General features: G+C 72.5%; 8 protein-coding genes. 4 read left to right on the top strand and 4 right to left on the bottom strand.

The window, feature by feature from the left end; all coding sequences use genetic code 11:
• Positions 1-123 precede the first annotated feature (123 nt).
• Both ACYBSK_RS08395 and hrpB read left to right on the top strand, forming a co-directional pair.
• Complete coding sequence (locus ACYBSK_RS08395; RefSeq protein ID WP_457476244.1) at positions 124-948, top strand: class I SAM-dependent methyltransferase; 825 nt, start codon at positions 124-126, stop codon at positions 946-948.
• Between the two features lie 40 nt (positions 949-988).
• A complete protein-coding gene (gene hrpB, locus ACYBSK_RS08390) occupies positions 989-3,544 on the top strand; it encodes an ATP-dependent helicase HrpB (protein WP_460245660.1) in 2,556 nt (851 codons plus the stop codon).
• Here the strand turns inward: hrpB and ACYBSK_RS08385 are convergent.
• The 3 genes from ACYBSK_RS08385 to ACYBSK_RS08375 form a co-directional block, all read right to left on the bottom strand.
• Positions 3,534-4,538 carry a PorA family protein gene (locus tag ACYBSK_RS08385; protein WP_460245659.1) on the bottom strand — a complete coding sequence of 335 codons (1,005 nt, stop codon included), beginning with the start codon at positions 4,536-4,538 and terminating at the stop codon, positions 3,534-3,536. The two genes, hrpB and ACYBSK_RS08385, sit on opposite strands and share 11 nt — an antisense overlap.
• A gap of 37 nt (positions 4,539-4,575) precedes the next feature.
• Positions 4,576-4,710 carry an SPW_0924 family protein gene (locus ACYBSK_RS08380; protein ID WP_460245658.1) on the bottom strand — a complete coding sequence of 45 codons (135 nt, stop codon included), beginning with the start codon at positions 4,708-4,710 and terminating at the stop codon, positions 4,576-4,578.
• A gap of 178 nt (positions 4,711-4,888) precedes the next feature.
• Positions 4,889-6,607: a lytic transglycosylase domain-containing protein gene (locus ACYBSK_RS08375; protein ID WP_460245657.1), complete on the bottom strand. Its 1,719-nt coding sequence runs from the start codon at positions 6,605-6,607 to the stop codon at positions 4,889-4,891.
• Between the two features lie 176 nt (positions 6,608-6,783).
• Between ACYBSK_RS08375 and ACYBSK_RS08370 the strand changes: the two genes are divergently transcribed.
• Positions 6,784-7,641: a DUF4184 family protein gene (locus tag ACYBSK_RS08370; RefSeq protein ID WP_460245656.1), complete on the top strand. Its 858-nt coding sequence runs from the start codon at positions 6,784-6,786 to the stop codon at positions 7,639-7,641.
• A 67-nt stretch (positions 7,642-7,708) separates the two neighbouring features.
• On the opposite strand, the gene polA is transcribed toward ACYBSK_RS08370, so the two are convergent.
• Positions 7,709-10,378, bottom strand: coding sequence for a DNA polymerase I (polA, locus tag ACYBSK_RS08365; protein WP_460246980.1), 2,670 nt, complete (start codon positions 10,376-10,378; stop codon positions 7,709-7,711).
• A 263-nt stretch (positions 10,379-10,641) separates the two neighbouring features.
• On the opposite strand from polA, the gene ACYBSK_RS08360 reads away from it, so the two are divergent.
• Positions 10,642-12,921, top strand: coding sequence for an FdhF/YdeP family oxidoreductase (locus ACYBSK_RS08360; RefSeq protein ID WP_460245655.1), 2,280 nt, complete (start codon positions 10,642-10,644; stop codon positions 12,919-12,921).
• The last annotated feature ends 13 nt before the right edge of the window (positions 12,922-12,934 follow it).

The following is a 12,934-nucleotide window of genomic DNA, read 5'->3' as shown; positions in this document are numbered from 1 at the left end:
GCGAAGGCGCACACCCGGGGCGGATCGCCGCATACCCGGCACAAAACCCGTCACGCGAGGCCACTGGACCCGCAGGGCCCGCACACTATTACGAGGGAGCCGATCATCCAAGAGTCCGGACCAATGGAAGCGCACGACGCCCCCTCGACGGTGGACGACGACTCGACGGCGACCCGTCGTGACGCGGACACCGCGGAGAGCGCGCGGGCCAACCGCGGCTGGTGGGACAGGAACGCGGACGACTACCAGATCGAGCACGGCACGTTCCTGGGCGACGACCGCTTCGTGTGGTGCCCCGAGGGCCTGGACGAGATCGAGGCCGAGCTGCTCGGTCCGCTCGACGAGCTCGCGGGCAAGGACATCCTGGAGATCGGGGCGGGCGCCGCGCAGTGCTCGCGCTGGCTGCTCGCGCAGGGCGCGCGGCCCGTCGCCCTCGACCTCTCGCACCGCCAGCTCCAGCACGCGCTGCGCATCGACGGCGGCAAGGTGCCGCTCGTGGAGGCGGACGCGAGCGTGCTCCCCTTCCGGGACGGCTCCTTCGACCTCGCCTGCTCCGCGTACGGGGCGCTCCCCTTCATCGCGGACCAGGTGCAGGTGCTGCGCGAGGTGCACCGGGTGCTGCGGCCCGGCGGCCGGTTCGTCTTCTCCGTCACGCACCCGATCCGCTGGGCGTTCCCCGACGAGCCGGGCCCCGAGGGCCTGTCCGTCGCCGCCTCCTACTTCGACCGCACCCCTTATGTGGAGCAGGACGACGAGGGGCGCGCGGTGTACGTCGAGCACCACCGGACCATCGGGGACCGGGTGCGGGACGTGGTGGCGGGCGGCTTCCGGCTCGTCGACATCGTCGAGCCCGAGTGGCCGGAGTGGAACACGCAGGAGTGGGGCGGCTGGTCGCCGCTGCGCGGGAACCTGATCCCGGGGACGTCGATCTTCGTGTGCGAGCGGTAGGGGGAACCCCCGACCGAAGGCTGGGGGAGACACTGGTCGGGTGATCCGTGACGACGCCCTGCGAGCCCTCCCCGTACGTTCCGCCCTGCCGGACCTGACCTCCGCGCTCGACGCGGACGGCGTCGCGGTGCTCGTGGCCCCGCCCGGCACGGGCAAGACGACCCTCGTACCGCTGGTGCTGGCCGGGCTGCTCGACGAGGGCGCCCCCGTCCGCCGCGTGGTGGTCGCCGAGCCGCGGCGGATCGCGGCGCGGGCGGCGGCGCGGCGGATGGCGTGGCTGCTCGGCGAGAAGGTCGGCGGGCGCGTCGGGTACACCGTGCGCGGGGAGCGCGCCGTCGGGCCGGACACCCGCGTCGAGGTGGTCACGACGGGTGTGCTGCTGCAACGGCTCCAGCGGGACCAGGAGTTGGCCGGCGTCGACGCCGTGATGCTCGACGAGGTGCACGAGCGGCACCTGGACGCGGACACGGTGGCCGCCTTCCTCTGCGACGTACGGGCGGCGCTGCGGCCGGAGTTGCGGCTGGTCGCGGCGTCCGCGACGACGGATGCCGAGGGGTGGGCCCAGCTGCTCGGGGGCGCGCCGGTCGTCGAGGCCGAGGGCGTCTCGTACCCGGTGGACGTGGTGTGGGCGCCGCCCGCGCGTCCGGTGCGGCCGCCGCACGGGATGCGGGTGGATCCGGCGCTGCTCACGCATGTGGCGTCGGTGGTGCGGCGGGCGCTCGCCGAGCGGGACGGGGACGTGCTGTGCTTCCTGCCGGGCGTCGGGGAGATCGGCCGGGTGGCCGGGCAGTTGGGGGTGCCGGGGGACGTCGAGGTGCTTCAGGTGCACGGGCGGGCGCCGGCCGCGGTGCAGGACGCGGTGCTGTCGGCGGGGGCGCGGCGGCGGGTCGTGCTCGCCACGGCCGTCGCCGAGTCGTCGTTGACGGTGCCCGGGGTGCGGGTCGTCGTGGACGCGGGGCTCGCGCGGGAGCCGCGGGTGGACCACGCGCGCGGGCTGAGCGCGCTGACGACCGTACGGGCTTCTCGCGCGACCGGGACGCAGCGGGCGGGGCGGGCCGGGCGTGAGGCGCCGGGGGTGGTGTACCGGTGCTGGGAGGAGGCGGAGGACGGGCGGCTGCCGCGCTTCCCCTCCCCCGAGATCAAGGTGGCGGACCTGACGGCGTTCGCGCTGCACGTGGCGTGCTGGGGTGATCCGGACGCGTCGGGGCTCGCGCTGCTGGACGGGCCGCCGGGCGGGGCGATGGCGGCGGCGCGGGCCGCTCTGGCCGCGGTGGGGGCGGTCGAGGAGGCGTCGGGGCGGGTCACCGAGCGGGGTGGCCGGCTGGCGCGGCTCGGGCTGCACCCGCGGCTGGGGCGGGCGCTGGTGGACGCGGCTCCCGTGGTGGGTGCGCGGCGGGCCGCGGAGGTGGTGGCGCTGCTGAGCGAGGAGCCGCCGCGGGAGTACGGGGATGATCTGGGGCGGGCGTTGGGGAACGCGCGGCGGGGGCGCGACGCGTACGCCTCGCGGTGGGCGGGTGAGGTCCGGCGGCTCTCCGGCCTCGTCCTGGGATCCGCGCCCGCGGCGCGGGAGACGGCCGGCGCCGGGGTGGGCGGCATCGCCGTGAGCGGTTCCGGTGCCGGGGGTGACGATCACCTCGCCGGCGTCGTCGCCGCGCTCGCCTTTCCCGAGCGTGTTGCCCGCAGGACCGGCGGGTCGCTGCTGATGGTGTCCGGGACCCGCGCCGACGTCCCCGAGGGATCCGCCTTGCGGGACGCCGAGTGGGTGGCCGTCGCCGTGGCCGACCGGCCCGTGGGGGCGGGGCACGCGCGCGTGCGGCTCGGCGCCGTCGTGGACGAGGAGGTCGCCCGGCGGGCCGCCGCGCCGCTGCTGCGGGAGGGCGACGAAGTGGCGTGGGCCGGGGGCGAGTTGGTGGCCCGGCACGTCACCCGGCTCGGCGCCGTCGAACTCGCCGTGCGCCCGCTCAAGAACCCCGACCCCGGTCTCGTACGGGACGCGCTGGTCGAGGGGTTGCGGCGGGAGGGGCTCGGGCTGTTGCGGTGGAGCAGGGACGCCGTGGCGCTGCGGGAGCGGCTCGCGTTCCTGTGGCGGCACCTCGGGGAGCCGTGGCCGGACGTGGGCGACGATGCGCTGCACGCGCGCGTGGACGAGTGGCTGGAGCCCGAGCTGAGTGCCGCGCGGCGCCGGGCGGACCTCGGGCGGATCGACGCCGGGGAGGCGTTGAAGCGGCTGCTGCCGTGGGCGGGCGGGCAGGCCGGACGCTTCGACGAGCTGGCGCCGGAGCGCATCGAGGTGCCGAGCGGGTCCCGGATCCGGGTCGACTACTCCGATCCCGAACAGCCGGTGCTGGCGGTGAAGTTGCAGGAGATGTTCGGGCTGCGGCAGACGCCGCGGGTCGCCGGGGTCCCCGTCCTCGTCCACCTGTTGTCGCCCGCCGGGCGGCCCGCCGCGGTCACCGCCGACCTCGCCTCGTTCTGGGGTGACGGCTACCGCGCGGTGCGGGCCGATCTGCGGGGCCGCTATCCCAAGCACCCGTGGCCCGAGGACCCGGCGACGGCCGAGCCCACGCGGCACACGAACGCCCGCCTCAGACGCTGACCGGGTCGGGCTCCGGCTCGGCCGCCGGGGTCTGCTCCGGCTCGCCGGGCCGTCGCCCGCGCGCCTCCAGCCACAGTGACAGCGCGAGCAGCAGCGCGCCGAGGATCAGGAAGCCCCAGGGCAGGTACGAGGTGAGCAGGAGGACGAGGACGCGCTGCGACGTGACCAGGTCGACCGTCGAGTCGATGAAGTCGGGGCGCATCTTCACGTGGCCCGCGAACGCGGTGACCTTCTTGTCGGGATCGTTCGCGAGCAGGGTGCCGCCGCGCATCTCCTCCTTGTGGATCTCCTCGCCGTAGACGGGCGCTCCGGTCGTCGGCTCGACCCAGAACTTGCGGACCGTCGTGTAGTACATCTTGCTGCCGGTCTTGGCGACGGACTCCGCGGTGATGCCCTTGACGGGGAGCTTCTTCGGGAAGGGGACCTGCGTCCACGGGATGGTCTGCTCGAAGTAGTAGACGTTCAGGCCGCGGAAGTTCTGCGTGCCCTTGTAGTGGATCGGGCGGGTGACGCGGGCGCGGGCGTCGAAGTACTCGTAGTCGCGCGGCTCCGTCAGGAACGGCCACTTGAACTCGATGCCCTCGCGCTTGACGGGGTCGCCGTCCACGGATTCGCCCTGGGCGTGCACGGGGGCCGAGCTGTGGGCGTCGAAGATGTAGCGCTCGGGGATCTCGGAGACCATCTTCCCGTCGGGCCCGACCACGTAGGTGAGGCCGTCCCAGACGACGACGTCGCGCCCCGCGCTCTCCTCCACCTTCTCCGAGGCCTCGACGTTCCCCTTGAGGGTCTGCACGATGCTGAGCTTGGGGACCTTCTTCTCCTGCATGGTGCCGTAGTCGACGAGGGTCGCGTTCTTCGCCTCCAGGACCATCGTCTGGTACTGGCTCGGCGGGATCTTCGCCAGGCGCGGGAACGCGTACCAGCGCATCAGCGGGGACATCGCCGTGAAGAACACGGCGAAGGCGAGCAGGATCAGGCTGGCCTTGCGGCGCATCGCGGCGGCCCTCCTCAGCTACGGGCTCTACGGATGTCTACGGGTGTTCGGGGACGGTCTTCAGCAGCGGTTTCGGGGACGTCTCGCCGGGCGGGGCGCCGATCGCGGTCATGGTGAGGACCAGGGCGAAGGCCGCGGCAAGACCGACCGCCGCGGCGATGAGGGCACGCATGTCCGACCTCCCTGCCACCGTGCGGCACACGGGATCTGATGAGGCGTCAGGCCTCTGGGTCGGTGCACCGTAGCAACGCCGGGCGGGAATGAGAACACGTTGCGCGCGACGTAGTTGAGCCCCCGACCGGGCATGGTCGGGGGCTCTACTCGACGCTGGGAGGCGCCTTCTACGAGTTCTACGAGGCGGGTGCCTCGGTCACCTTCAGCTCGATGTCGACCGTGGCGCCGCCCGTCGTGGTGACGCGCAGCAGGAACGTGCCGGTGGTGTCGTCCGCGTACAGCTTCGGCAGCGTGAGGTTGCCGTCGGCGTCGGTCTCCAGGCCCTTGAGGGTGCGGAGCGTGGTGCCGTCCGCGTCCTTGAAGTAGGGGCCCTTGTCGGCCTGCGTCGCGTCGTCCTCGGACGTGATGAGGGTGGCGCTCGCGGCGACCTTGTCGGCGGCCGCGCCCTTGTAGGTGGCCTTGAGGGCGACGGCCTGCTCGAAGGTGCCGCCCGCGACGCAGCTCAGTTCCTCGTCGCCGACGCGGACCAGCTTGTCGGCGGCGCGCGCGGTGACGGTCGCCTTGTACTCGACGGCGTCGAGGCTGCGGCCGACGACGGTGGCCCGGACCGTGAACGTCCCGGTCTTCTCGCCCGCCTTGAGCGCCGGCGCGGTGGCGACGCCCGAGCCGTTGGTGGTGACGGTCGCGGTGGTGGCGCCGCCCGAGAACGTGGTGTCGGTGGCGCCGACGATCGCGAAGCGGATGCGTACGGAGCCGACGCCCGCGCCCGCCGCGTTCTTCGCCTTCACCGCGGCCCGCTCGCCGAAGACGTCACCGGCCATCGCGGTGAGGCCATCGGTGCCCGCGTCGGCGAGCCTGGTGACGGACCCGGTCGGCGTGGTGGGAGGCGTCGGGCTCGTGGTGGGCGGCGAGGTGGTCCCGCCGCCGGGGCTGCTCGAACCGCCGCCGGACGGCGGCGTGGACGACTCCTTGGACGGGCTCTTGGACGGGGTCGTGGACGGCGAGCCCGACGGCCGGCCGGAGGCGCGGTCGCTGGGGCTCGGCGACGCGCTCGCGCCGCCGCCACCGCTGCTGGGGTTCCTGGGCAGCACGCCGGTGCCGTCGGGCACGGAGTGCGAGTTCTTGCGGTAGTACTCCAGCCACGACAGGACGGTGGAGAGGTAGTCCGAGGAGTTGTTGTAGCTGAGGATCGCCTTGTTGAGGTCGCCCGCGTTCGACAGGTCCCAGCCGTTGCGGCACAGGTAGTGGCCGGCGGCGAGGGCGGCGTCGTAGACGTTGTTGGGGTCCTTCTTGCCGTCGCCGTTCCCGTCGCGGCCCGCCCACTCCCAGGTGGAGGGGATGAACTGCATGGGGCCCACCGCCCGGTCGTGGGTGGTGTCGCCGTCGTAGGAGCCGCCGTCGGTGTCGGTTATCTTCGCGAAGCCGTTGCCGTCCAGGGGCGGGCCGAGGATCGCGTGGAGCGTGTTGCCGTCCTTGTCGACGTCGCCGCCGCGTGCCTGCCCCGACTCGACCTTGCCGATCGCGGCGAGCAGCTGCCAGTCCAGGTTGCAGCCGGGCTTGGTGGTGCCTATCTCGCCTGCGGCCTTCTTGTACGCGTCGAGCACGGTCGCGGGGATACCGGCCTCGGCGTCGCCCTTGGTGTCGCCCGCGCCGGGCGAGGCCGTCGGGCCGTCGGTGGGGCTGTCCAGCGGGGGCAGGGTGGTGAAGTAGTCCGGGCCGGTCGCCGAGTCCGGCGGACTGTCGTCGGAGCGGTCCGCCGCGGAACTGCCGCCGTCCGCCGCCTGCGGAGTGGTCACGCCCGGTGCCTGGGACGCGGACAGGGCCGCCACCGCCGCGGCGGCCACCGCGGCCGTCGTGACACCCCTGCGCAGTCGCCTGCCGAATACCGCCGCCATGCCGCGAACCCTCCCCTTCGTCGCCGGACCGGTGCGCTCCCCAGCGCACGGATCCCGCCGACCCTACGACAACTTCCGCCGCACAGACACCCGTTCGTGCCCGGTATTGACCGAATGGCCTGATGACGGGTGTCGTACGATGCACCGCTCGCACGCAGGGGACTTCGGGGGGACAAGTGCCGTTCACCATCAGCCATGCCGCGGCCGTGCTGCCGTTCGTACGGCGGGACGGTTCGGGGCGCGGCCCGCTCGTTCCCGCGCTGCTCGTCGCGGGGTCGTTCGCGCCCGACCTCACGTACTACGCGGCGGGCGCGGTGCCGGGGGCGATGGAGTTCGGCGCGTTCACGCACTCGTTCACCGGCGTCCTCACCGTGGACGTGGGGGTCGCGCTGGCGCTGCTGGGACTGTGGCGGCTGGTCCGCGACCCGTTGCTCGGCCTGGTGCCGGGGCGGGCGCGGGGGCGCCTGGCGACGGTCGTGCGGCCCCGGCCGCGCACGGGGTGGTGGCCGCTGTGGTGGTACGTCTCCGCGGCGTTCGGCGCCACGACCCACGTCGTGTGGGACGCCTTCACGCACCCGGGCCGCTGGGGCACCCGCGTGCTCCCCGTCCTCGCCGACTCGTTCGCCGGGGCGCCGCTCTACTGGTACGTCCAGTACGCCGGTTCAGCCCTCGCCCTCGCCGTCCTCGCGGCCTTCACCTGGTGGACCGTACGGGGCGCCGTCCCGGCCGAGGCCACTCCGAGGCCGACGCCGGGACAGCGGCGGCTGGCCTGGTCCCTGATCGCGGGCTGCGCCTGCACGGCCGGAGCGCTGCGCGTCGCGCGCTGGCTGTCGTACGTCCACGAAGCCGACCTCCCCTGGAAACCCTGGGAAATCATCCCGACGCTGTGCTTCGGGGCGGGCGCGGGCATCGCGCTGGGTGTGGTGCTGTACGCGATGTCGCACGTGCTGCGACACCGCACGAACAACGTGAGGCCATCTAAAGCCCCGCCGGCGATTGAGGCGCGGGGTCCGGGGCGGAGCCCCGCGACGTAGGCCGGGCACGGGCCACGACAACGCGCACCCGCACCCGCACCCGCACCCGCACCCGGCCGACCAGGCCCTAGTGGGCCGCGGACTCCCAGTCCGCACCAAGGCCCACCGACACATCCAACGGCGCGCGGAGCGCAACCGCCCCGGCCATCTCCCTCCGCACCAGCTCCTCCGCCGCCTCCGCCTCCCCCGGCGCGATCTCCAGCACGATTTCGTCGTGGACCTGGAGCAGCATCCGCGACGCGAGCCCCGCCTCGCGCAGCGCCTTGTCGACATTGAGCATCGCGATCTTCACGATGTCGGCCGCCGTGCCCTGGATCGGCGCGTTGAGCGCCATCCGCTCGGCCATCTCACGGCGCTGGCGGTTGTCCGAGTTGAGGTCCGGCAGGTAGCGGCGCCGCCCCAGCATCGTCTCGGTGTATCCGGTGGCCCGCGCCTCGTCGACGACGCGCCGCAGGTAGTCCCGTACCCCGCCGAACCGCTCGAAGTACGTGTCCATCAGGCCGCGCGCCTCGCCCGGGTCGATGCCCAGCTGGCCGGAGAGGCCGAAGGCGGACAGACCGTACGCGAGCCCGTACGACATCGCCTTGATCTTGCGGCGCATCTCCGCGTCGACGGCGTCCCGCTCCACACCGAAGACCTGCGAGGCCACCGTCGTGTGCAGGTCCTCGCCGGAGGTGAACGCCTCGATGAGACCCGCGTCCTCCGACAGGTGCGCCATGACGCGCAGTTCGATCTGGCTGTAGTCGGCCGTCATCAGCGACTCGTAGCCCTCGCCCACCACGAACCCGCGCCGGATGGCACGGCCCTCGTCGGTACGGACCGGGATGTTCTGGAGGTTCGGGTCCGTGGACGACAGACGGCCCGTCGCCGCCACCGTCTGGTTGAACGTCGTGTGGATGCGGCCGTCCGCGGCGATCGTCTTGATCAGGCCCTCGACGGTGACACGCAGCTTGGCCTGCTCACGGTGGCGCAGCATGATCACGGGGAGTTCGTGGTCGGTCTGCGTGGCCAGCCAGGCGAGCGCGTCGGCGTCCGTGGTGTAGCCGGTCTTGGTCTTCTTCGTCTTCGGAAGGTCGAGTTCCTCGAAGAAGACGGCCTGGAGCTGCTTCGGGGAGCCGAGGTTGAACTCGTGCCCCACCGCGTCGTGCGCCTCCTTCACCGCCTGCTGCACGGCGCCCGCGAACATCTGCTCCATCTTCTCCAGGTGGGCGCGGTCGGCGGCGATGCCGTGCCGCTCCAGGCGCGCGAGGAGCGTGGACGTGGGCAGCTCGATGTCGGTGAGCAGCTCCGCCGCGTTGACCTCCTTGAGGCGCGTACCGAACGCCTCGCCGAGGTCGAGGATCGCGCGGGCCTGCACCATGAGCGCGTCGGCCTCGGCCCGGTCGTCCTCGTCGGTGCCGAACGCGAGCTGACCGTCGGCCGGACCGGCCGGGGCGAGCTCGCGGCCCAGGTACTCCAGCGACAGCGCGTCGAGCGCGAAGGAGCGGCGGCCGGGCTTGACCAGGTACGCGGCGAGCGCCGTGTCCATGGTGATGCCGTCGACGCTCCAGCCGTGCTCGGCGAAGACCCGCATGACGCTCTTGGCGTTGTGCAGCACCTTCGGCTTCTTCGCGTCGGCGAGCCAGGCGGCGAACGCCTTCTCGTCGGCCTCGTCGAGCGTCGCCGGGTCGAACCAGGCGGCCTCTCCCCCGGCGGCGGCCAGCGCGACCTCGGTGACCGAGCCGGTGCCGAGCGACCAGGTGTCGACGGACGCCAGGCCAAGGACTGCCTTGCCGTGCTCCGCCAGCCACGGCGCGACCTCGCCCGTCGCGAGGACCTTCCCGTCCAGCTCGACGCCCGGCTCGACCGGCGACTCCTCGGCCTCGGCGGCGCCCGGGTCGACGGCGAACAGGCGCTCGCGCAGCGACGGGTTACGGATCTCCAGCGTGTCCAGGATCATCGCGATCGCCGTCCGGTCGTACGCCTCGCGCCCGAGGTCGGCGACCGTCTTCGGCAGCTCCACGTCCCGCACCATCTCGGTGAGGCGGCGGTTCAGCTTCACGGCCTCGATGTGGTCCCGGAAGTTCTGCCCCGCCTTGCCCTTGACCTCGTCGGCGCGCTCGACCAGCTCCGCGAACGAACCGAACTGGTTGATCCACTTCGCGGCGGTCTTCTCGCCGACGCCGGGGATGCCCGGCAGGTTGTCCGACGGGTCGCCGCGCAGCGCCGCGAAGTCCGGGTACTGGGACGGGGTGAGCCCGTACTTCTCCTCGACCTTCTGAGGCGTGAACCGGGTCAGCTCGGAGACGCCCTTCGTCGGGTACAGCACCGTCACGTTCTCCGAGACGAGCTGGAACGAGTCCCGGTCGCCGGTGACGATGAGGACCTCGAAGCCCGCGGCCTCGGCCTGTGTGGCGAGCGTGGCGATGACGTCGTCGGCCTCGAAGCCGTCCACCGCGAAGCGCGGCGTGTGCATCGCGTCGAGCAGCTCGCCGATCAGCTCGACCTGCCCCTTGAACTCGTCCGGGGTCTTCGACCGGTTCGCCTTGTACTCGGTGAACTCCTCGGAACGCCACGTCTTGCGCGACACGTCGAACGCCACCGCGAAGTGCGTCGGCTCCTCGTCACGCAGGGTGTTCGCCAGCATCGACGCGAAGCCGTAGATCGCGTTCGTCGGCTGGCCCGTCGCCGTCGTGAAGTTCTCCGCGGGCAGCGCGAAGAACGCCCGGTACGCCAGCGAGTGCCCGTCCATGAGCATCAGGCGGGGACGCCCGCCGGAGCTGCCGTCTGCTGCCTTCGCCACCGGATCCACCGTCTTCTGCGTCGTCTTCGCTGCTGCTTTCTCTGCCACGCCCACGATCCTGCCAGACCCCACTGACAGCGCGGCCCATCCCGGACCGCCAGCGGCGTTGTCACACCCCCGTGCGAAGATCGGAGACGTAGCTCACAGCACCGCATCGCAGCATCGCGAGCGCCGTCCCCGGACGGCTCGAACAGGACTGCTCAAAGGGGAGCCGACCCATGGCAAGCAAGCCGCCCGCATCCGACCCGGTACAGGACGCGCCGCAGGTCGTCGCGCCACAGCACCATGCCGCAGGGCTCCCCGCCGTGAAGCACTCCCTGAAGATGGCCCGCGAGCAGATGGGCGTGAAGCGGACCGCGCTGACGCTGCTGCGCGTCAACCAGAAGGACGGCTTCGACTGCCCCGGCTGCGCCTGGCCCGAGCCCGAGCACCGGCACGCGGCGGAGTTCTGTGAGAACGGGGCGAAGGCGGTCGCCGAGGAGGCCACGCTGCGCCGCGTGACCCCGGAGTTCTTCGCCGCGCACCCGGTCGCGGACCTGGCGACGCGCTCCGGGTACTGGCTGGGCCAGCAGGGCCGGCTCACCCACCCGATGTTCCTGGCCGAGGGCGCCTCGCACTACGAGCCGGTCACCTGGGAGCGCGCCTTCGACCTCATCGGCGAGGAACTCCAAGGGCTCGGCTCCCCCGACGAGGCCGTGTTCTACACGTCGGGGCGCACCAGCAACGAGGCGGCGTTCCTCTACCAGTTGTTCGCCCGCGAGTTCGGCACGAACAACCTGCCCGACTGCTCGAACATGTGCCACGAGTCGTCCGGCTCCGCGCTCACGGAGACCATCGGCATCGGCAAGGGCAGCGTCCTGCTCGAAGACCTCTACAAGGCCGACCTGATCATCGTCGCCGGGCAGAACCCGGGCACGAACCATCCGCGCATGCTCTCCGCCCTGGAGAAGGCGAAGGCGGGCGGCGCGAAGATCATCTCCGTCAACCCGCTGCCCGAGGCGGGGCTGGAGAGGTTCAAGAACCCGCAGACCCCCAAGGGCCTCACCAAGGGCGCCGCGCTGAACGACCTGTTCCTCCAGATCCGCCTCGGCGGCGACCAGGCCCTCTTCCGTCTCCTCAACAAGCTGATCCTCGACACCGACGGCGCGACGGACGACGCGTTCATCGCCGAACACACCCACGGCTACGAGGAGTTCGCGAAGGCAGCCCGGGACGCCGACTGGGACGAGACGCTGAAGGCGACCGGCCTGTCCCGCGCCGACATCGAGCGCACCCTCGAAATGGTCCTCGCCTCCCAGCGCACCGTCGTGTGCTGGGCCATGGGCCTCACCCAGCACAAGCACTCCGTGCCGACGATCCGCGAAGTGGTCAACTTCCTGCTGCTGCGCGGCAACATCGGACGGCCCGGCGCCGGGGTGTGCCCGGTGCGCGGCCACTCCAACGTGCAGGGCGACCGCACCATGGGCATCTTCGAGCGCCCCGCCCCCGCGTTCCTCGACGCCCTGGAGAAGGAGTTCGGTTTCGCCCCGCCGCGCGAGCACGGCTTCGACGTGGTGCGCGCCATCCGCGCCCTGCGCGACGGACAGGCCAAGGTCTTCTTCGCCATGGGCGGCAACTTCGTCTCGGCGTCCCCCGACACCGACGTCACCGAGGCGGCGATGCGCCGCGCCCGCCTCACCGTGCACGTCTCCACGAAGCTGAACCGCTCGCACACCGTCACCGGCGCCCGCGCGCTGATCCTGCCCACCCTCGGCCGCACCGAGCGCGACCTCCAGGGCGGCGGCGAGCAGTTCGTGACCGTCGAGGACTCCATGGGCATGGTGCACGCCTCCCGCGGCCGCCTCGACCCGGCCGGCCGCCACCTGCTGTCGGAGCCGGCCATCGTCGCCCGCCTCGCCCGCCGCGTCCTGGGCACCGAATCGCGCACGCCGTGGGAGGAGTTCGAGAAGGACTACGCGACGATCCGCGACCGCATCGCGCGCGTGGTGCCCGGTTTCGAGGACTTCAACGAGAAGGTCGCGGACCCGGACGGCTTCGCGCTGCCGCACGCCCCGCGCGACGAGCGCCGCTTCCCCACCGCCACCGGCAAGGCCAACTTCACGGCCGCGCCCGTCGAGTACCCGCGCCTGCCCGAGGGCCGCCTGCTGCTTCAGACGCTGCGCTCCCACGACCAGTACAACACCACGATCTACGGCCTCGACGACCGCTACCGCGGCATCAGGAACGGCCGCCGTGTCGTCCTCGTCAACGCCGAGGACGCCAAGGACCTCGACCTCGCCGACGGCTCCTACGTGGACCTCGTCAGCGAGTGGAGCGACGGCGTCGAGCGGCGCGCGCCCGGCTTCCGCGTCGTGCACTACCCGACGGCCCGCGGCTGCGCGGCCGCCTACTACCCGGAGACGAACGTGCTGGTGCCGCTGGACGCCACCGCGGACACCAGCAACACACCCGCGAGCAAGTCCGTCGTGGTCCGCCTGGAACAATCCAGGACCGACTGAGCGTTTGCTCAGC

This window comes from Streptomyces sp. BYX5S (genome assembly GCF_054724165.1).
This window is presented reverse-complemented; position numbering and strand designations above follow the sequence as displayed.

Excerpts from the sequence above, each read along its gene's own strand:
- ACYBSK_RS08395 (WP_457476244.1), top strand. The coding sequence starts at position 124 with ATGGAAGCGCACGACGCCCCCTCGACGGTGGACGACGACTCGACGGCG.
- ACYBSK_RS08375 (WP_460245657.1), bottom strand. The coding sequence starts at position 6,607 with ATGGCGGCGGTATTCGGCAGGCGACTGCGCAGGGGTGTCACGACGGCC.
- ACYBSK_RS08385 (WP_460245659.1), bottom strand. The coding sequence starts at position 4,538 with ATGCGCCGCAAGGCCAGCCTGATCCTGCTCGCCTTCGCCGTGTTCTTC.
- polA (WP_460246980.1), bottom strand. The coding sequence starts at position 10,378 with ATGCTCATGGACGGGCACTCGCTGGCGTACCGGGCGTTCTTCGCGCTG.
- ACYBSK_RS08380 (WP_460245658.1), bottom strand. The coding sequence starts at position 4,710 with ATGCGTGCCCTCATCGCCGCGGCGGTCGGTCTTGCCGCGGCCTTCGCC.
- ACYBSK_RS08360 (WP_460245655.1), top strand. The coding sequence starts at position 10,642 with ATGGCAAGCAAGCCGCCCGCATCCGACCCGGTACAGGACGCGCCGCAG.